20 protein-coding genes are annotated in these 22,593 nt (G+C 66.4%); 10 read left to right on the top strand and 10 right to left on the bottom strand.

Annotation, left to right across the window (positions count from 1 at the left end):
• Positions 1 to 2: 2 nt before the first annotated feature.
• Positions 3 to 1,001: a dTDP-glucose 4,6-dehydratase gene (gene rfbB, locus FIV50_RS06275; RefSeq protein ID WP_140036689.1), complete on the bottom strand. Its 999-nt coding sequence runs from the start codon at positions 999 to 1,001 to the stop codon at positions 3 to 5.
• Positions 1,001 to 1,870, bottom strand: coding sequence for a glucose-1-phosphate thymidylyltransferase RfbA (gene rfbA, locus FIV50_RS06270; protein WP_140036688.1), 870 nt, complete (start codon positions 1,868 to 1,870; stop codon positions 1,001 to 1,003). The genes rfbB and rfbA overlap by 1 nt, the downstream gene beginning before the upstream one ends.
• Positions 1,871 to 1,974: 104 nt before the next feature.
• On the opposite strand from rfbA, the gene FIV50_RS06265 reads away from it, so the two are divergent.
• The 4 genes from FIV50_RS06265 to FIV50_RS06250 are packed head-to-tail and all read left to right on the top strand — an operon-like array spanning position 1,975 to position 6,383.
• Positions 1,975 to 4,260 (top strand): hypothetical protein, encoded by a 2,286-nt coding sequence (locus FIV50_RS06265; RefSeq protein ID WP_140036687.1) that lies wholly within the window; start codon positions 1,975 to 1,977, stop codon positions 4,258 to 4,260.
• Positions 4,261 to 4,288: 28 nt separating this feature from the next.
• Positions 4,289 to 5,044 (top strand): glycosyltransferase family 2 protein, encoded by a 756-nt coding sequence (locus FIV50_RS06260; protein ID WP_140036686.1) that lies wholly within the window; start codon positions 4,289 to 4,291, stop codon positions 5,042 to 5,044.
• Entirely contained in the window at positions 5,041 to 5,439 is a 399-nt protein-coding gene (locus tag FIV50_RS06255) for a DUF2304 domain-containing protein (protein WP_140036685.1), read from the top strand. The genes FIV50_RS06260 and FIV50_RS06255 overlap by 4 nt, the downstream gene beginning before the upstream one ends.
• Entirely contained in the window at positions 5,436 to 6,383 is a 948-nt protein-coding gene (locus FIV50_RS06250) for a glycosyltransferase (protein ID WP_140036684.1), read from the top strand. Before FIV50_RS06255 ends, FIV50_RS06250 begins: the two co-directional genes overlap by 4 nt.
• Before the next feature lie 7 nt (positions 6,384 to 6,390).
• On the opposite strand, the gene FIV50_RS06245 is transcribed toward FIV50_RS06250, so the two are convergent.
• Positions 6,391 to 7,392 carry a glycosyltransferase gene (locus tag FIV50_RS06245; protein WP_140036683.1) on the bottom strand — a complete coding sequence of 334 codons (1,002 nt, stop codon included), beginning with the start codon at positions 7,390 to 7,392 and terminating at the stop codon, positions 6,391 to 6,393.
• 110 nt (positions 7,393 to 7,502) lie between these two features.
• Here FIV50_RS06245 and FIV50_RS06240 point away from each other — a divergent pair, with 110 nt between their 5' ends.
• Positions 7,503 to 8,759, top strand: a complete 1,257-nt coding sequence (locus tag FIV50_RS06240) for a hypothetical protein (RefSeq protein WP_140036682.1) — start codon at positions 7,503 to 7,505, stop codon at positions 8,757 to 8,759.
• Positions 8,756 to 9,502, top strand: coding sequence for a glycosyltransferase (locus FIV50_RS06235; protein ID WP_258184449.1), 747 nt, complete (start codon positions 8,756 to 8,758; stop codon positions 9,500 to 9,502). Before FIV50_RS06240 ends, FIV50_RS06235 begins: the two co-directional genes overlap by 4 nt.
• A 46-nt stretch (positions 9,503 to 9,548) precedes the next feature.
• On the opposite strand, the gene FIV50_RS06230 is transcribed toward FIV50_RS06235, so the two are convergent.
• Genes FIV50_RS06230 through FIV50_RS06215 form a run of 4 tightly spaced genes read right to left on the bottom strand, consistent with a single transcriptional unit; the run spans position 9,549 to position 14,954 of the window.
• Positions 9,549 to 10,439 (bottom strand): glycosyltransferase, encoded by an 891-nt coding sequence (locus FIV50_RS06230; RefSeq protein ID WP_140036681.1) that lies wholly within the window; start codon positions 10,437 to 10,439, stop codon positions 9,549 to 9,551.
• Complete coding sequence (locus FIV50_RS06225; RefSeq protein WP_140036680.1) at positions 10,436 to 12,376, bottom strand: DUF6541 family protein; 1,941 nt, start codon at positions 12,374 to 12,376, stop codon at positions 10,436 to 10,438. The genes FIV50_RS06230 and FIV50_RS06225 overlap by 4 nt, the downstream gene beginning before the upstream one ends.
• Positions 12,373 to 13,272: a glycosyltransferase family 2 protein gene (locus FIV50_RS06220; RefSeq protein ID WP_258184448.1), complete on the bottom strand. Its 900-nt coding sequence runs from the start codon at positions 13,270 to 13,272 to the stop codon at positions 12,373 to 12,375. The genes FIV50_RS06225 and FIV50_RS06220 overlap by 4 nt, the downstream gene beginning before the upstream one ends.
• The gene (locus tag FIV50_RS06215; RefSeq protein ID WP_140036678.1) at positions 13,269 to 14,954 is read right to left on the bottom strand and encodes a glycosyltransferase; all 1,686 of its coding nucleotides are present in this window, start codon (positions 14,952 to 14,954) and stop codon (positions 13,269 to 13,271) included. Before FIV50_RS06215 ends, FIV50_RS06220 begins: the two co-directional genes overlap by 4 nt.
• A 230-nt stretch (positions 14,955 to 15,184) precedes the next feature.
• On the opposite strand from FIV50_RS06215, the gene FIV50_RS06210 reads away from it, so the two are divergent.
• Together FIV50_RS06210 and FIV50_RS06205 are read left to right on the top strand one after the other, a co-directional pair.
• Entirely contained in the window at positions 15,185 to 16,018 is an 834-nt protein-coding gene (locus FIV50_RS06210; RefSeq protein WP_140036677.1) for an ABC transporter permease, read from the top strand.
• Positions 16,002 to 16,745, top strand: a complete 744-nt coding sequence (locus tag FIV50_RS06205) for an ABC transporter ATP-binding protein (protein WP_140036676.1) — start codon at positions 16,002 to 16,004, stop codon at positions 16,743 to 16,745. The genes FIV50_RS06210 and FIV50_RS06205 overlap by 17 nt, the downstream gene beginning before the upstream one ends.
• A 36-nt stretch (positions 16,746 to 16,781) precedes the next feature.
• Here the strand turns inward: FIV50_RS06205 and FIV50_RS06200 are convergent, their stop codons facing one another.
• Entirely contained in the window at positions 16,782 to 17,855 is a 1,074-nt protein-coding gene (locus tag FIV50_RS06200) for a glycosyltransferase (protein WP_140036675.1), read from the bottom strand.
• A 108-nt stretch (positions 17,856 to 17,963) separates the two neighbouring features.
• Between FIV50_RS06200 and FIV50_RS06195 the strand changes: the two genes are divergently transcribed.
• Together FIV50_RS06195 and FIV50_RS06190 are read left to right on the top strand one after the other, a co-directional pair.
• Positions 17,964 to 19,724, top strand: a complete 1,761-nt coding sequence (locus FIV50_RS06195) for a DUF4012 domain-containing protein (RefSeq protein WP_140036674.1) — start codon at positions 17,964 to 17,966, stop codon at positions 19,722 to 19,724.
• Between the two features lie 143 nt (positions 19,725 to 19,867).
• Positions 19,868 to 20,449 (top strand): hypothetical protein, encoded by a 582-nt coding sequence (locus tag FIV50_RS06190; RefSeq protein ID WP_140036673.1) that lies wholly within the window; start codon positions 19,868 to 19,870, stop codon positions 20,447 to 20,449.
• A 193-nt stretch (positions 20,450 to 20,642) separates the two neighbouring features.
• Here FIV50_RS06190 and FIV50_RS06185 read toward each other — a convergent pair whose 3' ends face one another.
• Together FIV50_RS06185 and purE are read right to left on the bottom strand one after the other, a co-directional pair.
• The gene (locus tag FIV50_RS06185; protein WP_140036672.1) at positions 20,643 to 22,097 is read right to left on the bottom strand and encodes an LCP family protein; all 1,455 of its coding nucleotides are present in this window, start codon (positions 22,095 to 22,097) and stop codon (positions 20,643 to 20,645) included.
• On the bottom strand, positions 22,094 to 22,561 hold the full coding sequence (gene purE / locus FIV50_RS06180; RefSeq protein WP_042542183.1) for a 5-(carboxyamino)imidazole ribonucleotide mutase: 468 nt from the start codon (positions 22,559 to 22,561) through the stop codon (positions 22,094 to 22,096). Before purE ends, FIV50_RS06185 begins: the two co-directional genes overlap by 4 nt.
• Positions 22,562 to 22,593 lie beyond the last annotated feature (32 nt).

Here is a 22,593-nt window from a genome sequence, read left to right as displayed (position 1 = left end):
GGTCACTGTCCCTTGGAGGCGTAGAACGCCTCGGTCTGGTCCTTGGAAGGCGCCCACCACGACTCGTTGTCGCGGTACCACGCGATGGTCGCGGCCAGTCCGGACTCGAAATCGGCGAACTCCGGCTTCCAGCCCAGCTCCGTGCGCAGCTTCGTGGAGTCGATCGCGTACCGCAGGTCGTGACCGGCACGATCCGTGACGTGGTCGTACGCGTCTCGCGGCTGACCCATCTCCTCGAGGATCAGCTCGACGACCTCCTTGTTGTTGCGCTCGCCGTCAGCGCCGATCAGATAGGTCTCGCCGATCTGACCCTTCTCGAGGATGGTGAGCACGGCAGACGAGTGGTCATTGGCATGGATCCAGTCCCTGACGTTCTCACCCGCCCCGTAGAGCTTGGGACGGATGCCGCGGATCACGTTGGTGATCTGACGCGGGATGAACTTCTCGACGTGCTGGTACGGCCCGTAGTTGTTCGAGCAGTTCGAGATCGTCGCCTGCACGCCGAACGAGCGGACCCAGGCGCGGACGAGCAGATCGCTGCCGGCCTTGGTCGACGAGTACGGCGACGACGGGTTGTACGGAGTCTGCTCGGTGAACCGCTCGGGGTCGTCGAGCTCGAGGTCGCCGTAGACCTCATCGGTCGAGATGTGGTGGAACCGCGTCTCGTGCTTGCGCGCCGCTTCGAGCAGCGTGTACGTGCCGATGATGTTGGTGTCCAGGAAGGGACGGGGGCTGTGCAGCGAGTTGTCGTTGTGGGACTCCGCCGCGTAGTGCACCACAGCGTCCGCCTCGGCGGTGAGCCCGTCGACGAGCTCGGCATCCGTGATGTCGCCGTGCACGAACCGCACCCGGTCTTCGGGAAGCCCGGCGAGCGAGGCCCGGTTGCCTGCGTACGTCAGCGCGTCGAGGACCGTGACCGTGTGGTCCGTGTGCTCGACCGCGTAGTGGACGAAGTTCGATCCGATGAAACCGGCGCCTCCGGTGACGAGGATGTTCGACATCAACGACCTCTTTCCAGGATCTCGAGCAGGTATGTTCCGTAGCCGGACTTCACGAGCTTGGTGGCCCGCTCACGCAGTTCGTCATCGGTGAGGAAGCCCTGACGCCAGGCGACCTCTTCCGGGACGCCGATGCGCAGACCCGTGCGGCGCTCCATCGTGCGCACGTAGTCGCCGGCATCCGACATCTGGTCGAACGTCCCGGTGTCGAGCCACGCTGTTCCCCGCGGCAGCACCTCTACGCGCAGGCCGCCGCGCTCGAGATAGGCGCGGTTGATGTCGGTGATCTCGTACTCCCCGCGAGCACTCGGCTCGAGGTTGCGGGCGATCTCGACCACGTCATTGTCGTAGAAATAGAGTCCGGGCACGGCGTAGTTGCTCTTGGGGTGCTCAGGCTTCTCCTCGAGGGAGACGGCGCGACCGTCGGCGTCGAATTCGACGACGCCGTAGGCGTTGGGCTCTGCGACCCAGTAGGCGAAGACGGCACCGCCCTCGACGTCCGTGTAGCGCTTGAGCTGGGTGCCGAGTCCCGGACCGTAGAGCAGGTTGTCACCGAGCACGAGGGCGACCTTGTCGTCGCCGATGAAGTCCGCTCCGATGACGAAGGCCTGCGCGAGACCGTCCGGCGACGGCTGCTGTGCGAACGTGAGGTTCACTCCGAACTGCGACCCGTCGCCGAGCAGACGCTCGAACTGCTCTGCGTCGTGAGGAGTGGTGATGATCAGGATGTCCCGGATCCCCGCCAGCATCAGCGTCGACAGCGGGTAGTAGACCATCGGCTTGTCGTACACGGGAATCAGCTGCTTGGAGATGCCGATCGTAATCGGGTGCAGTCGAGTGCCTGAGCCGCCAGCGAGAATAATGCCTTTCACCCCCATATCGTGCCACATCCCAGCTGGGACTCAGAAAGACTCGATTTACTTGCGTCACACCATTCACACTGGCATCATCTGTGTATTTCCGCCACAATGAGCAGGTGACCGGCTCAAAATCCCCCCACCTGCTCGGCATTCTTGCCAGTGCAGCGTCTGTCGTCCTCGCCGCATCCCTGCTCGTGGCGACGCCGGCCAGTGCCGTGTCGCCCTCATCCTCCGGCGGCCTGTCCACCGCCGCGACGACGCTGGCATCGTCGACTGCGGCGACGGCCCCGGTGGATGCGTCCATCCGCGAGACCGCGAACCTCGCGCAGTTCAAGCCGGGCAACATCATCTCCGACGCCGTGTTCTTCCAGAGCGACACGATGTCAGCCGGTCAGATCGACTCGTTCTTCCGCGGCAAGGTGGCGTCATGCCGCAGCGGATACGTCTGCCTCAAGGACTACCGTCAGAACACGCCGAACCGCCCGGCTGACAGCTACTGCCGTGGCTACAGCGGAGCGGCGAACGAGTCGGCGGCGACGATCATCGCGCGGGTCGCGCAGTCGTGCGGCATCAACCCGCGGGTGCTCATCGTCATGCTCGAGAAGGAGCAGAGTCTCGTCACGCACACGTGGCCCAGCAGATGGCGCTACGACATGGCTCTCGGTCAGGGCTGCCCGGACACGGCGGCGTGCGATCCGGCATACGCAGGCTTCTTCTACCAGATCTACGGTGCGGCCAGGCAGATGCAGATCTACGCCGAGGGGCGCTGGTTCACCTACTACGCGCCGGGAAAGACCTGGAACATCCTGTATCACCCCAACCGGGCCTGCGGCTCGGCGCCGGTGCGCATCGAGAACAAGGCGACCGCCGCGCTCTACTACTACACGCCCTATCAGCCGAACCGCGCGGCGCTCAACGCCGGCTACGGCACAGGTGACGGGTGCTCCAGCTACGGCAATCGCAACTTCTACCAGCTCTTCACCGATTGGTTCGGCAGCACGCAGACATCGGGTGCCACGTCGGCGACCCTCGCGCAGGTCCCGGGTCGCGCGGAGATCTACATGGTGCAGTCCGGCGTTCGCCACCACGTCGTCGCCTCCGAGGACTATGCCGCGCTGCGGTCGAGGCTCGGAGGGGCCGTCTCTGTAGCCGCGTCGTACCTCGACCCGATGCCGGAGGGCAAGCCGGTCACGCGGTACGTGCACGACCCGCGAACGGGCACGCTGTACCTCCTGGAGCCGGACGGCACCCGGCATCGCTTCGTCGACGCGGGCCAGGTCGCCCTGTTCGGATACTCGTTCGGCTCGTACGTCAACCTCACCGGCTCCACGGCGGACCGATTCTCCGAGGGTGCACCCGTCGGGTCGTTCTTCCGCTCAGGGACGGAGCCGGAGGTCTACCTCTATCAGTCAGGGCTGCGCAGGCATGTCGCCAACCAGCAGACATGGCTCGAGGTGTCCAAGGGAACGCCCGGATATGTCGCCTCGATGAAGCCGTCGGCGGCCGCGGCGATCGGCAACGGCCTTCTCGTGATCAAGGCGAACAGCCTGATTCGCGCCATCGGCTCGAAAGACGCATATCTCACGCTTCTCGGCGACCGCCTGCTTCGAGTGCCGAACACCGCGCTTGCCGCTGAGTTCGGCGCTACGGGCCTCACCGTCGTGCCAAGCAGTTCTGTCGCAGCCAACACGAAGGCGGGGTTGACTCTCACTCCAGTCGTTTCGTGCGGCAACAGCACTCTGATCGCCGCCGGCGGCAAGCTCTATCCGGTGTCGGGCACGAAGTTCGGCGGCATCAAGCCGACCAAGCTGGGCCCCGGAGAATGTGGTGCGATGCCCCGCGCGAAGACCACGGTCTCCGATCCGCTGTTCATTCAGCCCCAGGGGGCGCCGGAGATCTATGTCGCCTCGGGAGGCACGCTGCGGCATGTGCCGTCCCCCGCCGATCTGCTGGCACTCAACGGATCCAGACCGTTGCGGGTGCTGCCCTGGTCGCAGGCAACCGTCCAGTGGTTCGGCACCGGCCCTGCGAGCCTCCCCGCCAATTCCTTCGTGCGCTTCACCGGACGCGAGGAGATCTACCGATACGAGAACGGCGTGCTGCGTCACGTCCGCAGCATCAAGACCCTGCTCCAGTTGAACGGGGGAACCCCACCGCGGGAGTATGTGCTCCCCGGTGCGCAGCTCTCAGGATTCAAGGTCGGATCCCCCCTGCTGACCAGCGGCACGGACTTCGTGCAGTTCACCGGCGCACCGGAGATCTACTTCTACGAGAACGGCAAGCTGAGGCACGTCACGTCGATCTCGGTTCTGCTCAGACTCGGCGGCGGGCGCGCACCCGAGGTGCTGCAGATCGCTCCCGCTTTCAAAAGGGACTACGCGGTCGGCGCTCCGATCACGTGACCGGTCGATCCGATAGGATCGGGGAACTATGAGTTTGCCGTCGGACCGTGTCCTCGTCATCGTCCCCGCGTGGAACGAGGCCCGCAACGTCGGACGCACCGTGCACGAGATCCGCGCCGCGAGCGCCGACTTCGATCTTCTCGTCGTCGACGACGGATCCACCGATGACACGGGCACAGTCGCCAGAGAAGCCGGCGCCACGGTCATCTCGCTCCCGTTCAATCTCGGCGTCGGCGGGGCGATGCGCACCGGGTTCACGTACGCGAAGCGTCACGGTTACACGCGCGCCATCCAGGTCGACGCCGATGGGCAGCACAATCCGGTCGACATCGCCCGGGTCCTCGACGGTCTCGACGCGGCGGACATCTCGATCGGCGCTCGTTTCGCGGACGTCGGCGACTACTCCGTTCGGGGCCCCCGCCACTGGGCGATGCTGTTCTTGGCGAAGACCGTGTCCAGGGTCGCCAAGACCCGCCTCACAGATGTGACGAGCGGCTTCCGCGCGGCCAACCACCGAGCCATCGAGCAGTACGTCCGCTATTACCCCGCCGAGTACCTCGGCGACACCATCGACTCCCTCGTCGCAGCGTGTCACGCGGGCTTGACGGTGACGCAGGTGCCCGTGGCGATGCGGCCACGCGTCCACGGGACGCCGAGCCAGGGCCCGATCGGAGCATCGATCTATCTGCTGCGTTCGGTGTTCACTCTCGGCCTGGCGATGCTGCGCCGCACCGACTCGTCGAGCCAATCGACGAGTGTCCGTGAACGGGAGGACGCACAATGATCATTGCCGTCGGGATCGCCCTCTCGCTGTTCATCCTGGCGCTGGTGTTCTGGATGCTTCTGACGCGACGCCTTCGCGAGAAGTACGCCGTGATGTGGATCGTGATCGCGCTGAGCGTCCTGCTGCTCGGGATCTTCCCGCAGCTTCTGCTCTGGGCGACCGCACTGCTCGGGGTGCAGGTGCCGGCCAACCTCCTGTTCGCTCTGGCCATCACCCTGCTCCTGGGAGTGTCCCTGCACCTCTCTTGGGAGCTCTCCCAGGCTGAGGACGAGATCCGCCGCGTTGCGGAGGAGGCAGCGCTGTCGCGCGCCGAGATAGACAGGCTGGACAGCCGGATCGCGGCCCTCGAGGCTCAGCACCGAGGCAACGGCGCCGACAGCGCTCCCCCGGCATGACGTCCCGAGCCCCGAGCGACGAGGTTTGGGGAGTCGTCACCGTTCATCGCCCTGCGGAGGTCCCTCCGCTTCTGGCCGATCTCGCTCCCCAAGTCACCGGAATCATCGTGGTCGACGACGGCAGCGGCTCTGAGTTCGACTCGATTCGCGCGGAGATCGCATCGAGCGGAGCACAGGTGGTCGCCTTGGAGCACAACTCCGGCATCGCCACCGCCCTGAATCGCGGCATCCGCGGCGCCCTCGACAACGGCGCGAGCGCGATCGTGACGTTCGATCAGGACTCGACCATCGCCCCCGGCTTCGTCGACGCTCTGAGAGCCGCCTGGGAACGCGCCCGCACTCACCGCATCCCCGCCGGCCCCGTCGTTCCGGAGTTCTTCGCCGACGTATCCCAGGCCGGGTCGCCGACACGACACGGAGTGGTCTACGCCGCTCACGCGATCCAGTCCGGCATGTATCTGCCCGCTGAAGTGGTCGACCGGGTCGGTCTGATGGATGACGCCCTCTTCATCGACCTCGTCGACACGGACTTCGAGCTCCGCTGCCTCGACGCCGACATGCCGTGCATCGTCGCCTCCGGTCTCCGGCTGCCGCACCGCCTGGGTGCACGCTACCGAATCCCCGGCCCCCTCGGAGCACTGCTGCCCACCCTCACCCTGAGCACGCCGTTCCGGTACTACTACCGGGCCAGGAATCGCATCGTGCTGGCGCGGCGCCACCCGCGGCACCGCGCCCGACTGCGCCGCGACGCACGCGCCGACTACGCGTACTTCCTGATCGCGTGGATGCTGGCGACACCCCGCTCGACCATGCGAAAGCTGCTCGTCGCGGGGTTCCGCGACGGACGAGCCGAGCGCATGGGCAGGATGGGGCCAGCGCTCTCCGCTGACGCTGCCCGCGTCACCTGGCGCATTCGCCCTCTTCCCGACGCGCTACCCCGCTGACGGCCGTCTACGGCGTCACGGTCGGTCTGCGTCGACGCCCTCGAATCAGCCAGCCTGCCGCCCAGCTCCCGAGATACGCGATCACGAAGGGCGCCGGCACGACCTGTGCGCGGCGGACTCGACGCAGCATCCGCAGAGTCTCGAGCAATCGCCGCCCCGAGCCGAAGCGCCGATCGATCTCGATCGCGCGCGTCGCCTGGGGTTCACGCTCCACGAGCGTCTGCGCCATGAGCTGGCGCCATCCCACGTAGATCCAGAACAGCATCCGCGCCATCGCGAACGGCGACGCCGACCCCTCGTACCGCATCGAGAACGAGACGGCGTTGCCCCAGGCTCTCCGCAGCGTCGCGATCGGGCCGAGCCGCAGCCTGCTCGGATCACCGAAGACGTTCGCAGAGTGCTGCACGTAGTCCTGCACGACGTCATCGACGATCCGACCGCCTCCCCGCGCCATGCCCACGGCGGCGAGCCAGTGATCGTGCGCGACCGTGTGGGAGGAGAGACGAGGGAACGGCAGCGCCGTCGACAGCAGATCGGCGCGGAAGAGGCACAGCGAGCCGGTGAACTGATTCACGATCATGGTCGATGCGGCATCGAGCTGTCGTCGCTCGGTGAATCCGAGCACTTCCTCACCGGGGTGGGACACCAGCCGGGCCTGCCCGGATACGATCGCAGCCTCCGAGAGGTGCGGAAGCAGGGTCTCGAGCTTGTGGGGGTACCAGAAGTCGTCCTGGTCGCTCAGCGCCACCCATTCGGCCTCCGCGGGCACCGCCGCAAGCCCCCGCTCGAAGTTCAGGTAGAAACCGAGGCGTCGCCCGTCTGCAAGGACGCGGAAGCGCTCGTCGTCGGGCACGACATCGGCGAGGACCTCCTCGACAGTCTCCAGCTCTCCGTCAACGGAGATGATGCACTCCCAGTCAGTCACTGTCTGGTCGCGTATCGAGGCGAGCTGGCGGGCGAACAGCTCCTTCGAGGGTCGATAGGCGGCGAGCACGATAACTCCAGCCATTCGTCCCTGACCTCTCCTTCAACCCGACTCCAGTAGTCTAGGCTCGCACGCGTTAATGTCCGCGCCATCCCGAGTGGTGTTGGGCCGCAATGGTCCGAGGAGTCCCATCGATGAAGGTTCTACTGTCACGCTTCGCGGGCTTTAGTGCCGTTCCTCTGATCTCTTTCATCGCGCCGCTGTTCTTGCTGCCCATCATCCCGAACGTCTTCGGCCTGGAGGCGTGGGGGTCGGTGGGCACGGCTCAGGCCGTCGGAACCGTCTGCGCGATCGTCGCGGGGTTCGGATGGAACATCTCCGGTGGAGCGCGCATCGCGCTCAGCGCCGACGACACCGCTCGGAGTCAGCTCTTCGGAGACTCTTTCTGGTGCCGCGGCCTGCTCGTGGTGACGGCCGGATTGGTCGGCGCCGCGCTCAGTTCGGCCCTCGTCCCGGCCGAGTTCCGCCTCGTCGCCGCACTCGTGACTCTTGCGACGACCGCTGCTGCGATGACCGTCGTCTGGTACGCGGTCGGCGTGGGCAACGCGCGGGTCGTGCTGCTGTTCGAGACGGTCCCGGTGAGCATCAGCGTCGCGCTGGCGATTCCGCTCCTCCTGCTCACAGAGCAGCTGCTCTGGTATCCGATCCTCACGCTGATCGGTTTCCTCATCGGGCCGGTGCTTCTGAACCTCCGCCTCTACCGACGACCTGTACCTCCGTTCGCAGGGAGGCGGATCCTGCGCGCATATCGTGCGAACCTCTCGGTCGCCGCGGCTGAGACCATCGGCGGCTCCTACACGTCGGCGCCCATCCCGCTCGCGCAGGGCCTGCTCGGCTCGGCTGCCAGCGGTCAGGCCACCTCGGCGGACAAATTCTTCCGCATCGCCCTCTTCGCCATCACCGTTCTGTCGAACACTCTTCAGAAATGGGTGCTCGAGGTCTCCTACGCACATGGTCGGCTACGCCGCCATCTCGTGGCCTTCGGGCTCCACGCCGCCCTCGCCCTCATCGGCGGCGCGGCGCTGACGGTGCTCGGCCCGGTGTTCTCCTCGCTGCTGTTCGGCGCGAAGGCGACGCCGGAGATCGCCGTGTTCCTCGGCTTCGGTGCGACCTTCGCGTTGACCAGTCTGACAACCCCTTTCATCCGCAATGTCCTGGTACCGGCCGGCCTGAACCGCTACGTGCTCTTCGGCACCCTCGGTGCCGCTCTGGTCGGAATCCCGCTCATGGTCTTCGGAGCCCAGTGGGGCCTCAGCGGGATCATCGCCGGGCTCGCGGCCTCGGAGCTCGTGATCCTCGCCGTCGTCGTGACAGCCGGAATCCACCATCTGCTCGTGGAGAGGCGATCGGCTTTCGCCCTCGTCGCACCCGCTGACGGAGGCATCGTATGACGAAGACCGTGAGCGTCTGCATGGCCACGTACAACGGTGCACGGTTCGTCAGGCACCAGCTCGAATCGATCCTCGATGGGCTGGGCCCCGGCGACGAGGTTGTGGTGGTCGACGATGCGAGCACCGACGACACCGCAGATGTCGTGGCGGCTGTCGAAGACGGTCGCATCCGACTGATCCGCTCCGAGACGAACCGCGGATATGTGAAGGCCTTCGAGGCCGCGATCGCCGAAGCGACACGCGAGATCATCTTCCTATCCGACCAGGATGACGAGTGGGTTCCCGGCCGCCGCGCGCTGCTCGTGGAGGCACTCCGTGACCGTTCGATCGCCGCCGGCGACCTGGTGCTGCTGCCTGACGACGCCCCTCTGCGTTCTCCGCTCACGGGACGCCCCTGGCACCTCCAGGCGCTGCCCTCAGGCGGCTCGCTGTCGAATGAACTGCGTCTGCTCGCGGGTGACGCGCCCTACTACGGCTGCGCCATGGCGTTCCGACGCGAGGCCAAGGACCTGATCCTGCCCTTCCCTGAGTTCCTCGTCGAATCCCACGATCTGTGGATCGCGACGGTCGGCAATACGGCTCGCGGGCTCGCCCACGTCCAGAGCCCTGTCCTGCGTCGCCGACTGCATGATGCCAATGCGTCGGCCCCGAAGCCGCGAGGACTCCGCAAGGCGCTGCAGTCACGGTGGATGCTCATCCGCGCATGGCGTGAAGCATCGCGTCGCGTCGGTTCCCTGCGCTGACGCGACCGCGTGATGCGGTTGAGCCGCCGCTTGGGGATCCCCGGACTCAGCTCAGATCGGCCACGTGCGCCAGTGACGATCTGAGGCCCCGTGCCGTGCCGTGGCGCAGCACGAGGGGCAGCGCGGCGATCCCGTGCAGGCGCGACATGAGGCGCACCCGCGCGGTTCGCGCCGTGCGGGTCCATCCCCGTTCAGCGGCCGAGCGGCGCGCTATGCGGTAATACCGTCGCTCATCGAGGAAGCGGCTGCCGTCGAGCAGCGTCTTCTGGGACGCGCTCTCCAGATGACGTCGGTAGGAGAAGGCGAGCGTCGGCGCGTAGGCCAGCGTTCCGCCGTCGAACGCGATGTCCATCAGCAACGCCAGGTCCTGGATGACGGGGAGGTCATCTGTGAAGTCGATTCGGCGCAGCGTCTCGACACGAAGCGAGAGCGACGGCCAGTAGAGCCAGTTGCCCCGGATCAGCGTTGTGGCCATGTCGGGGCCGCTGAAGACGGTCACCCCCCGTCCCTTCGGAGCGAGGTGGCGCTGCTTGATCCGATCGACAAGGGGAAGGACGACAGCTCCCCTTTCGTCGATGACCTGAACCGCCGGCTGGATGACGTCGGCGTGCGGCACTGCGCGGGCCGTCGCGCGGACGACCTCGACGTAGTTCGGGTGCAGAAGGTCGTCGCAGCCGAGGATCGTGACGAATTCCCCGGACGCACGTCGAACGGACTCCCGGAAGTTCTCGGTGATCCCGACGTTGTGCTCGTTGCGGGTGTAGACGATCCGCTCATCCCGCTCCTGACCGAAGTGAGCTGCGACGGAGTCGTCGGGATAGCAGTCATCGATGATCGTCAACCGCCAGTCCGGGTCCGTCTGGGCGCGCACGGACTCGACGGTCTCATACAGCTGATCCGGGTCTCCCCAGAACGGCACGAAGATCTCGTAGGTCATGACCCGAGTCCGCACGAGACGATTCTGAAGAGCTTCGCCTCGCCGCGCTGCTCGACGAGCTCGACGTAGGGCGAGTCGTCGAGGTCATCGAATCCCGAGTAGTCTCCGTCGTTCTCCTGGAAGTCCCCGTCGGCGCTGAAGTCGAGGACGTACTCGACCCCGGTGTCCTCGAGGGCGTCGCAGACCTGCGGAGAGTCTCCGTCGGTGCTCAGCATCGTATTGATCGCCTCGGCGTCGTCGGTGAGGTCCATCAGCAGATGGGGCATGAGCACCCGTCGTCCGCTCACGCCGTAGGCGAACGAGGCCCCCGTCCACGGGTCGCCCGCTATGACCGCATCCTCAGGGACGAGCTCCGAGAGATCCTCCATGAGATCGAGTTCGTCCGGAGACACGATCGGCCCGCCGGGGCGGAGTTCATACGTGTACTCGATGTCAGCGGCCGCCTGTCGGATCGCGGCGTTCTGTGTGACTCCCACGAGCGCGATCACGACGATGGCGATCAGGACGACGGGGAGGCGCTCGGAGAGTCGACGTACCGGCACCAGCAGTCGCTGCCGGAGAAGCCACGTGACCAGGACGATGCCGCCCAGCGCCGCGAGCGGCAGGACTCCGATCGCCCAGAAGGCGGCGATACGCGGCGGATTGTTGTACCACGGGGCCGTGAACCAGAAGCGGAGCGTCTCGTACGGCGACGCAGACACGATGATGTAGAGCACTGCCGAGATGACCGCCATCGCGAGGATCGACCACCGCGCGTAGCTGCCTCTGCGGATCACGCTGTACGCGCCGATGATCATCAGGGCCGTGATCCCGAGCGAACTCGGGTAGCCGTACACGCTCGCCGCCACGACCTCGCCGATCGAGTCGGGAACCGTGTTGATGATGGGCCAGTAGATCTGGCTCGCCGGTGGCCGAACCACCTGCAGGAGGACCACTCCTACGGCGGCGTATGCGACCAGCAGACCGATCGCGATCAGCCGTGGTCGACCCGGAGTCCTCATCTGGTGCAGGAGCCTGGCGATGATGAAAGGCACCGTGAGTGCGACGACCGCCATGAGCGCGCCCGGGTGCGCGACGCCCAGACCGGGCACGACGAGCACCATCAGCAGCGCCCAGTCCTGACGGCGCGACACTCGCCCGGGCCTGAGCAGCCACCAGGCGACGGCGATCGCCGCAGGGGCGACGGCGAGGCCGAGGAAAAGCGGATAGAGCACGCCGTAGTGCAGGAGCAGGAAGGGGAAGGCAGGGAAGGCGGCGGCGAGAGCTCCTGCGATCACCGTCATGATCTGATTGCGCCCGAGGAGCTCGCGCACCAGGAACACCGCCCCGATCGGCCAGACGACCGCCGCGACGACGATGATCATGGCGTTGGTCGCAAGCGGCACGGAGGCTCCGCTCAGCGCGACGACGATCGAGACCATCGCGTGCCAGCCCGACGGGTAGAAGGGCACGCCCTCCGGCGACGTCATGCTGCCCAGCCACAGGGGCGATGCGTTTCCGGTGTCGAGGACGTACTGCACGGCGTTCAGATGGAAGAAGTTGTCGTAGCGCTGCGAGAAGAACTCGGGGTCGTGCATGCTTCTGACCAGCACGAACGCGATGAGCGCGGCGGGCACGACGATCGAGATGATCACGGCGACCAGCTGTCTGGCGCTCGCTCGCGGCCGGGGCAGGGCCGGCTTCCCGACGTGCCTCGTCCAGAAGTACGCGGCGATCGACGCGACCGCGGTGAGGACGAGGACCGGGACGATGCTCCATCGGATTCCCACGAAGGGCGCCGCGAGGGCGGCGACCGCGACGAGGGAGACGCTGAGCGCCGGGGCGAGCGCGAGGAGTCTCATACCGCGCAGGCGGAGGAGGAAGCCCAGCACCAGTCCCGGAAGGAAGAGGAGAGCGCCGGTGACGATCAGCGCTGGCAGGATCGAGACCCAGCTCACGCCGCCTCCGCCTCTGGATACTTGATCTTCGGGTTGAAGGTGATGCCCTTCAGCCACTTGCCGAGCAGCTTCGCACGCAGATCCAGCGGAACGCGGCCGCGGTGAAGGCTCACGAAGAGGCGCGCTCCGAACTCCACGAAGTACAGGAACCCGCGGTGGTGCAGCTGCCAGGACGCCTCGTTGCGCACACCGTACGAGAACTTCCACAGGCTCTTGCGGTCGACCATCGCGAAGTTCACACCCCGGTTGTCTCCCATGTCATGCACGACGACGCTGTCGAGCACCTGCACACCGGGGCAACGCGCGGTGAGGCGAAGGGTGTACTCGCGGTCGTCGAACCAGATGAAGTACTCGGAATAGGGAAGCCCGTACTCCGCGATGGCCCACCGCGGAATCAGCACGGACACGAACGAGCATGCGGTCACCATGACGTTCTTCTGCCCCTTGACGAGCAGGCGCCCCCAGTCCCACGTGGTCACCGGGTTGTTCATCTCGCAGATGCTGCCGTCGGTGAACTCGACCACCGAGCACGCGAAGGGCACGTCGCCGCCGAGCTCCTGGACCGCCCCGTCGAAACCGGCGATGAGGCTCGCGAGGGCTTCCGGCTTCGGATAGCAGTCGTCATCCATGATCCACACATGGTCTGCGCCGGACGCGTAACCTCGCAGCATCCCCTCCGAGAACCCGCCCGCTCCCCCGGAGTTGGTCGACATGCTCACGACTTCGAGGGGAACCGACGTCTCGAGCGCGGCCAGGTACTCCGCCGTGCCGTCGGTCGAGGCGTTGTCGATGACGAACAGGGTCTCGACCGGGTGCGTCTGCGCCTCGATCGATGCGATCACGGTCTTCAGCTTCTCGAGCCGATTGAACGTGACGACCACTCCAGCGACACTCACCACGAGCCCACCTCTTCCTTGAACCATGAACTCGCGGACTGCTGAGACAGCAGCTTCTTCTCAGCCTTGCGCTCCTTGCGCCACAGCGCCTCTCTCGCCTCCTCGTCGTTGACGAGCGGGGCCACAGCCTCGGCGAGCCTGCGCGCGGCGAGGCGCGCATATCGAGGGACCAGAGCCGACTCCGGGATGATGTCACCCTGGGCGCCGACGTCCGTCGAGATCACCGGCACTCCGTGCGCGATCGCCTCGAGGGTCGTGAGCGTGAGGCCCTCGTTGTGGGAGGCCACCACGAGCACATGGGCTTCGTCGAGAGTGTCGGAGACCGGGGTGTCCGAGGTGCGCCGGACGATATCGGCCCTCAGCCCCTCGGCCTCGATGATGTCGTCGACCCAGCTCGACAGCTCGCCGCCACCGTGCAGTATGAAGCGGAGCGAGTATCCCTGACGCTTCAGGCGTCGCGCCATCGTGATGAAGACCTCCGGAGCCTTCTGCCGCGCCATCCGGCCGACGAACGCGACGGTGAACTGCTCCCCTGCAGATCGCGGCCGGAACACGGCATCCTTCGGCTTCACGGTGAGTCCGCCGAGCGGTGCCATGACCACACGGTCAGCGGGGATCCGCTGCACGTCTGTCATCCAGCGGGCGAGGCTCGGCGAGATCACGTGGTGCGTGGTGATCGACTTCGATGCGATCGCACTGCTCAGAGGATAGCCGCCGCCCGTGTACTCGACGATGTGAGTGCTGTCGATGATGGGGATGCCTGGACGCGACGCGGCGATCCACGCCACCCGGTCATAGAGCCACTGGTTGTGGTGGATGACGACGCCGCGCACGTCGAAGGTGCGCAGCAGCGAACGGAGCAGAGGCTCGACGCCGGCCGTCTGAGACACGACGGTGGGCTCCGAGAAGGGAATGAGCAGCGCCCCGTCGAGTTCGGGACGAGTGACCCACGGCTGGTGCGAGTCCCGATTCGTCAGCACGATGGGGAGCAGACCCGCCTCACGCACCAGACGCACCGTCTCGAAGGCCCAGAGCTCAGCGCCGCCGAGCTCGAACCAGTGGAGGCCGATGATCACGGCCTTCTGCGCGCCCTCGAGGACCGGACCTGCCGGCACGATCACCTCGTCCTCGTGCGCACCGCCGCGGCGGAACTCCGCATCGTAGTCGCGAGGCTCGATGGCCGTCGTGAGCTTGCGTCTGAATCTGAGCAGCGAGAGATCGCGTGCATCGTCGTAGAGGAGCGGGGCGCGGGACTTGACGCTTCGCGCGATCCCGCCGATGATTCCAGGGCGCTGCGGGCGGTAGGGGTCGGAGTTCAGAACACCGTCGGAGGACACATGCAGGTGCCGGGTGGGCGACGCGACGAGTCGGGCTGACGCCGCCTCCGTGCGCTCGGACTCCCGCTCCTCGACGGAGACGGAGCTGACGATGTCGAAGCTCTCGATGCGGTGACGGTTGTTCCTCGAGAGTCCGTCGAACGCGCTGTCGTCCGTGAGCCGAGGAGTCGTCTCCACCGAGCCGTCATAGAGATGGATGCGCAGAGTCCGCTGGGGCGCCATGAGTGCATGGAAGTTCAGAGCCCCGACGAGGAGCCGTCGTTCGCGCTCCGACAGATCCACACCCGTCTGCGGGTCCTCGAAACGGAAGAGTGCAGGCTGATCGAGGGCTTGAAGAGGTGTCACGGATACAGTTTGCTTTCGGATCGACGGACGCACGAGACCACCGCGAGCCTACCAGCGACGGTGCGCCCGACCCTGGGTTGAGCCTGTGCCGCGCGTTCGCGGCTTCCCCACCGATCTGCCAGGGACGATGCGCCGGGGATCGTATGATTGCTCACGGTGCGCCCGAGACCGTCGGCGCGTCGGAAGGTGGAATCGCGGTGCAACAGGCTCGCACAGCCGACGACCAGAGAATGACGACTCCTGGCGCGAATCGAGGACTCCTCGAGGTCTTCCGGCAAAGGCATCTGCTCTCGCTCATCGTGCGCAAGGAAGTGCAGATCCGCTACCGGGGGTCCATCTTCGGGTGGCTCTGGTCGTATGTGAAGCCGCTCGTGCAGTTCGTCGTCTTCTTCGTCGCGATCGGCGTCTTCCTCGGTCTGAACGACCGGGTCGACTTCTTCCCGATCTATCTGCTCTCCGGCATCACCGTCGTGACCTTCTTCAACGAGGCGTTCTCGAACGGCACCCGATCGCTGGTCGACAATGCGGCGCTCATCAAGAAGATCTACCTGCCCCGCGAGATGTTCCCGATCGCGAGCATGATGATCGCCGCCGTGAACACGGTGCCGCAGATCATCGTCGTCATCGCGATCTCGCTGTTCTTCGGCTGGGCTCCCTCTTTCGCCTCCCTGGGCGCGATCCTCCTGGCTCTCGTGATCATCGCCGTTCTGGCCAGCGGCCTCGGCCTCTTCTTCGGTTCCATCAACGTGACGTTCCGCGACGCGCAGAGCTTCGTCGAGATCATCGTGATGGTCGCGATCTGGGCCTCTCCCGTGATGTACGAGTGGACACAGGTCGCCAGGGTCGTGCCCGAGTGGCTCTTCGTCCTCTATCGACTGAACCCGATCACCGCCGCCGTCGAGCTGTTCCACTACGGAGTCTGGTTCCCGCTCGGACCCGATGCCTCCCCGATCCCCGACGTATGGATGTACGGGCTCATCGCACTCGTGACGTCACTCATCGCGCTGGTCATCGGCCAGCTCGTCTTCCGCCGACTGGAGGGCCGCTTTGCCCAAGATCTCTGATGCGCAGCCTCTCCCGCGGATCATCATCGACGACGTCCACAAGACCTTCAAGCTCCGGCACACGCATTCGATCAAAGAGACTGCTCTCGCTGCGATCCGCCGCAAGCCGCTGACGACGGACTTCCATGCCCTCGACGGCGTCTCGTTCGAGATCCAGCAGGGCGAATCCGTCGCTCTGCTCGGGTTCAACGGATCCGGCAAGTCGACGATGCTGAAGCTGATCTCCGGGGTGCTCGAACCGGATGCCGGCACCGTGCTCACTCGCGGCCGCGTCGCCGGCCTCATCGAGGTCGGGGCGGGGTTCCACCCGGATCTGTCCGGACGCGAGAACATCTTCCTCAATGCCGCGATCCTAGGCATGAGCAAGAAGGAGACCGAGGCGCGGTACGAGGAGATCGTCGCATTCAGCGAGATCGAGCAGTTCATCGACACCGAGGTGAAGCACTATTCATCCGGCATGTTCCTCAGACTCGCCTTCTCCGTGGCGATCCACACCGAGATGGACGTCCTGCTGATCGACGAGATCCTCTCGGTCGGCGACGAGCCTTTCCAGAAGAAGTGCCTCGCCCGCGTCCGCGAGCTGCATGACCAAGGCAAGACACTCGTCGTCGTCAGCCACGATCTCAGCATGGTGTCGAACCTGTGCGATCGCGGCATCCTGCTTCAGAAGGGCAAGGTGCGCTTCGACGGCGCCAGCGCGGAAGCCGTCGAGGTCATGCGTTCCTGATCGGGCCTCGGCGCCCCGGACCGGGGCTGCCAGAGCTCACAGATCTGCGTGCAATCCCCACACGCGTTCCGCCGCGCCGAGCCACGAGAAGGACCGTGACCGGTCGGCGCCGAGCACGCTCAGACGACGCGCGCCGTCACCGACGGCGTCGGCCACGGCTTCGGCCATGTCCGTCGGCGCGGTGATGACTCCCCCGTCGGCGATCACGTCGTGGTGCACTCCGCTGTCGACGGCGACCACGGGCACTCCGAGAGTCATCGCCTCTAGAGCACGCCACGGCCACACGGCGTGCGAGCTGGTGGCCACCAGAGCGGATGCGCCTGCGAACACCGCCGCCCGATCCGCGACCGACAGCGACCCGCGGATGTGCGCCCTCGATTCGGGCAGTCCTGCGGCCGCGGCGACCTCGGCCAGCCTCGGCTCTGAGCCCTCAGGCGCGTCGAGCACGACGGCTTCCCTGCCTGCAGAGATCGCCGCCCGGAACCCGTGCTCGAGCGAATCGGCGGAGCCCGTGAGCACCACATAGCCCGAGGGCAGAGACAGGGAGGCGCGTCGTGCGGTCGCATCGAACGGCACGACGAGGCTGCACGGGGCAGCTCCAGGGATCACGCGGATCCGTCCGCTCAGCTTCGCGATCTCTTCCAATCTCGCGCCGACGGCATGCGAGGGCACGACGACGGCATCCGCGTGCTTGACGGCCCTCTTCAGCATCGCCCGCTGCCAGGCGACGGCGCTCTTCGAGAGTGAGTCCGGCTCTTCCCACGCCTGCAGATCCCACAGGGTGACTGTGGTCTGATCATGGTCGTGCAGGCGATCGTGCCGCACCAACGGGGCCATCAGGGTGGGCGAATGGATGAGACCGCCGCCGACCCCCCGCACGATCCCCAGCTGCCACGACGCCGCGAGCTCTCGACGCGCGAGCGACAGTCTGCGCACATCCGAGAGACCCGTGATCGGCACCTCGACGCCGGAGGGGACGATCGCCTCGACCTCGCAACCGGCGGGGGCTGTCGAGATCAGCGCGGCGGTGAGGTCGGATGCCGCTGATGCGTGATCCGCGTGCACGACATGCGTCAGCTGATCAAGAACCACACGCAGCCGAGCACCCATGCGACAACAGTAATCGCCCGACCGCCCCGAACCTGGGAGCGTGACCGCGAGCGACGAGGATCGAGCCAGTCGACACCCCGATATGCCGCTACGTGCTTGAATGCAGGGGTGAGTGACGGACGCCTGCCTGTACGTCGTCGGTGGTTGCGGTGGACCATCGGCGTGATCGTGGTCTTCATCGTGCTCGCGATCGGCTGGGTCGGCATCCGCGGTATCGGGGCAGTGAACAGCCTGCAGGAGGTCGCAGCGTCGTCGTCGAAGCTCAAGCAGGCGATCGGCCAGGGCGACCTCGACAGGGCTGCGTCGCTCTCCTCCCGCATCGCCCACCATGCCCAGTCGGCCCACGACCTGACCGCCGACCCGGTCTGGCAAGGATTCGGCCTCCTGCCGTGGCTCGGCCCGAACTTCTCGGCGGTGAGCGACGTCGCCGAGATCGCCGACGACGTCGCCTCGGACGCTCTCGTGCCCGTTCTGGAGGCCGCCGAGGAACTCGACCTGGCGAGTCTGGGGCTCTCGGGCGGAGCGGTCGACCTGGCGCCGTTCGCGCAGATCGAGCCCTCGCTCGCCGAGGCGAGCGCGACACTGACGTCTGCCGAGACGCGCGCGCTGGGGATCGACGCGGATGCGACCCTGCCCCCGCTCGCCGATGCCGTGCGGGAGATGAGATCGACGGTCACCCAGGCCGCCACGGTGGTCGGAGCGCTGCACGGAGCATCCGCGCTGCTGCCGAGCATGCTCGGCGCGGAAGGGCCCCGGAACTACGTGCTCGCGATGCAGAACAATGCGGAGCTGCGGTCTTCGGGCGGAATCATCGGGGCCATCGCACTTCTTCACGCGGAGAACGGCCGGATCACGCTCGTGCAGCAGGCCTCCACTCAGGACTTCCCCCCGCTCGAGACGCCGATCCCCCTCAGCGAGTCGACCGTCGCCCTCTTCGAGGATCGTCCGGGTCGCTACATGCAGAACCTGACGAGCATCCCGGACTTCACCGAGGCTGGGCCCGCGATCGCGACGCGATGGCAGAACCGCTTCGGGCAGCCGGTCGACGGTGTCATCGCGGTCGATGCCGTGATGACAGAGAACCTCCTCGCTGCCACAGGACCGCTCACGTTCGGGCCGTTCACCGCCACCGAGGACACCGTGGTCGACCTGCTGCTCTCCGAGATCTACGCCACCGTCCCCGATCCGATCGCACAGGACGAGATCTTCTCGCAGGCGGCGGGAGCGCTTCTGTCCGCTGCGCTGACCGGCGCGGATCCGAAGGATCTCGTCGCAGCTCTCTCTGCGTCCGCCGATGAGCGACGCATCCGCATCTGGAGCGCTCACGAGGATGAGGAGGCGATCCTGTCAGCGTCGACCCTGGGTGGGGCGCTGCCCGAGGACGACACTCAGACTCACGTCGGCGTGCTGCTGAACGACACCACCGGCGGCAAGATGGACTTCTATGCCGACGCCGACATCACGACCTCGATCGGTTCCTGCGATGGCGAACCGACCACGCAGGTGACGGTGACCTGGAAGAACGACGCTCCGGCCGACGCCGGGACCTCCCTTCCGCCGTACGTGACCGCTGACGGGTTCTACGGCGTCCCCGCCGGGTCGACCCGCACTCTGATCACGGTGTACGGCCCTGAGGGGGCGACTCCGTCTCACATCGACCGCGACGGTGAAGAGATGAGCGTGCAGACGGCTCTGCTCGGCTCCCGGTCGGCGGTTCAGCATGAGGTGCTCCTGGCCCCGGGAGAATCATCCAGGATCACCGTCGAATTCCAGGGAACCGGGGCGGGCGAGCGACTCACGGTGGTCGATCACACGCCGATGGTGACCACGCCTGAGACCTCTCGAGAACAACTGCGCTGCGCATCGTGACTTTCCCGATTCGATGATGTAGTGTCAGTCCCACTGGGGAATATCTGAGTTCTGCAATTCTGTCGTGGGGACAGGATGAACTCACGCAGTCGGATGCAGGGGTGTATTCGAAGGCGATTCCGCGTGTATTTCTGGGGAGAATCATGCTGAAGAAACTGGCTGCAATCAGCCTCACCGCTGGCGTGCTCGTGCTCATGGCGCCTGCTGTCGCCTCCGCCTCGCCGGTCGTTCCGACCGAGCCGGACTCGTATGCGGGCACACCGCGGGTGTCTGTCGATGATCCGATCATCGACATCTGCGAAGTGTCCACCGTCGCATTCGGCGCAGGCTACTTCCTGCCGTCCGAGAACGTCGGCGTGTCCGTCTCCGGCCTCAACGCCGGCGACTCGGCCATCTCGGGCAACACGGCGGCCGCCGACGGCAGCCTCGCGGTCACCTTCCGCCCGCCGTCCGACGGCGAGGGCTCCTATGCGCTCGCCTTCAGCGGTTCGCGGTCGTACACGGCGACCATCACGGTCTCTGAGGGTCATGACTCTGCCGTGAGCTGCGACCACGACCCCGGTGTCGCGTCCACAGGCACGGAGCTTCCGCTCACCGGCGGTGGGCTCGAGCTCGCGCTCACCGGCGGCAACGTGTCGCCGTGGGTTCTCGGAGGTGGGGCAGCCGCGCTCGTGGCCGGTGGAGTGCTCGTAGCGACAGGCGTCACGCGCCGCAAGCGCGCCTAGGTCAGATTCCCGCTCTGCGGGAATCGACTGGACGACGGTGATCCCTCCCCCTCCGATCACCGTCGTCTGGTGAATCCGGTCACTCACCGGAGGCCCACGGCCGCCACCTTCACTCTCAGGTGGTGACCGTGGGTTCACTCATACGTCAACGTGTGACGGAATGACACGGAGCACCCACCCGAGGCACCGCCGATCACGGTGTCGGTGTCGGTGTCTCCGTCGGAGGATGCAGCGTCTGCTGGACCATCTCGTGGATGTAGCCGTAATCGGGAGCATGCTCGTCGACGCCATGCTCAGGAGTGAGCTCGATCGTCGTGACGGTCTGCTCACGAGCCTTGGTCATCAGATCGAAGAACTCGGGGAGCTTGTCCTGAGGCAGATCGGTGCTGATCAGCGCGGTTCCTGCGGACGCCACCTCATTGAACCGTGTGAGCACGGTCTGCGGTGTGAACTGCGCGAGAATCGCCTCCTGCAGTTCGCGCTGGCGCTTCATGCGGTCCCAGTCGCTGGTCGTGTAGCGCGATCGCGCATACCACTGCGCGGTGTCGCCGTCCATGTGCTGCTGCCCGACCTCGATCCAGCCGATCGCCCATGCATCCACGTCGTACGGGTCCACGCCATCGGGTGGACCGCCCTTGGGCAGCCGCTCCGTCACGTTGATGTCCACTCCGCCGAGCGCGTCGACGAGCGCCGCGAAGCCGTGCATGTCGACGAAGACGTAGTACGGGATCTCGATCCCGAGAACACCCTCGGCCGCATCCTTGGTGGCCTCGATCCCCGCATCGGAACCGTGCCCCGCAGCATCCGGATACAGCCCGGTGCCGTTGTCGTCGCGGCAGATCTCCGCGGCGTTGCGCACGTGGTTCATCCAGCCGTTCCACCCGCACGAGTTCGAGCTGTGACCTTCGAAGCCGTTCGGATACAGCGCTTGCATCGGGCTGCCTTCGCTGAAAGGCGCGTTGGGAAGCTCACGGGGGATGCCGGTGATCGTGACGGCACCGGTGGTGGCATTGACCGAGACCACCGAGATGCTGTCGAACCTCATCGAGTCGCGGCCCTCGCCGCTGTCGGCTCCCAGCAGCAGGATGTTGTAGTAGCCCTCGCTCGGCGGCAGGCTCGGCCCGCTCTGGCCGAAGATCGTGTTGATCGTGCCCCGCGCGGTGCCGACATAGGACGCGGCGTATCCGGTGCCCGTTCCGACGAGACCGAGCAGAAGCAGGGCCACGAGAGGTATCGCGAACTTCGACGGACCTGGAACTCTGACCAGTCTGACCATCCGCAGCACGTCGAAGGTGAGCACCGCCCACAGCACGAGGTAGGCGATAAGCAGCACCTGGACGAGCGTGAGGACGACCGCCGAGAACCATCCTCCGCCGACCGTGAGCCACAGCAGCACCGGCCGCGCGAACAGAGCCAGCCCCGCGCCCACGATGACGAGGAACCAGGCGAGCAGCGTGGCTCCGAGACCGATGCGCCCGAGCCGGCGATTGCCGGCGAGCACCTGAGCAGAACCGGGCACCAGCAGGTTCAGCAGCACAAGCCACCAGCCGCGCTTGGTCATCATCCCGGCATCCGCGGTGTTCGGATGCCGCAGAGGGCGGGTCTCGATCAGCGGTCGCGCCGAACCTCGCGGCGGCGCAAGGGTCACAGGGACCCCTTCAGCCGATCGTTCTTCTCCTCGACCTGCGCTTCGAGATCGAGTGCGTACGCCTCGATCCGATCGGCGAGGTCGTCGTCGGAGGTGCCGAGAATGCGCGCAGCGAGGATGCCCGCATTGCGGGCTCCCGCGATCGACACCGTCGCGACAGGGATGCCTGCCGGCATCTGCACGATCGACAGGAGGGAGTCCATCCCGTCGAGGTAGGCGAGGGGCACGGGGACGCCGATGACCGGCAGCGCCGTCATCGAGGCGAGCATCCCGGGCAGGTGGGCGGCCCCACCGGCGCCGGCGATGATCACTCGGATACCGCGACCGCGTGCTTCCCGCGCGTACTGCATGAGCTTGTCAGGGGTGCGGTGGGCCGAGACGACCTCGACCTCGTGCGGGATCGCGAAGTCGGTGAGCGACTGAGAGGCGTCGCTCATCACGCGCCAGTCGGAGTCGGATCCCATGACGACGCCGACGAGGGGCGCGGTGGAGGAGT

Source organism: Microbacterium foliorum (assembly GCF_006385575.1).
GTDB classification, from domain to species: domain Bacteria; phylum Actinomycetota; class Actinomycetes; order Actinomycetales; family Microbacteriaceae; genus Microbacterium; species Microbacterium foliorum_B.
The sequence above is the reverse complement of the archived record's forward strand: the minus strand, read 5'-3'. Positions and strand labels throughout refer to the sequence as shown.